Below are 511 nucleotides of genomic sequence, written 5' to 3' on the forward strand. Positions count from 1 at the left end.
GAGTTAACTCCTTTAACAAAGCCAAAAGTTGTCAGAGCTAAAAGCAACAATAAAATTAACTGATTTATAATTTTCAATTTACCCTCCATTGCCGAATACTCCAGCTCCGTACCCAGAACATGAGAATATACACCCTCTTATATCAAGTGTTGAAAAACCTGTTGATTTACCTGTAAACATCCAGTTTTTCTCTCCTGTTGGTATTTCTGGTCCAACATCCAGTACTTCACTATTGTAGTCATATGTACCATCACGTGAAACCTTATATTTGTATTCTACTTCAAATACCTCAACCAATTCATAAGTACCATACTCTTGAACTAAAATCTCCAAACTCACTGCAAGTGTTAAATGTTTTGGCGCAAGCTTATCAATTAAAGGACCAGCAGCTCCAATCCCAACCCATTTAGCTTCCCCTAACTCTCTTTCAGAAGTTACTGATTTTCCGTTTTCAAATACACGCCTAGTAATTTGTTTTTTAGTTTTTACAATATTAGATTTTGCATAATTA

General features: G+C 34.8%; 1 protein-coding gene. It reads right to left on the reverse strand.

What is annotated here, in order from left to right:
• Positions 1-78: 78 nt before the first annotated feature.
• Positions 79-511, reverse strand: a 433-nt coding sequence (locus L1D51_RS21710; RefSeq protein WP_239964860.1) for a hypothetical protein, incomplete at its 5' end; no start/stop codon positions are given.

Origin of the sequence: Pseudoalteromonas shioyasakiensis (assembly GCF_022398475.1) — a bacterium.
Classification (GTDB): domain Bacteria; phylum Pseudomonadota; class Gammaproteobacteria; order Enterobacterales; family Alteromonadaceae; genus Pseudoalteromonas.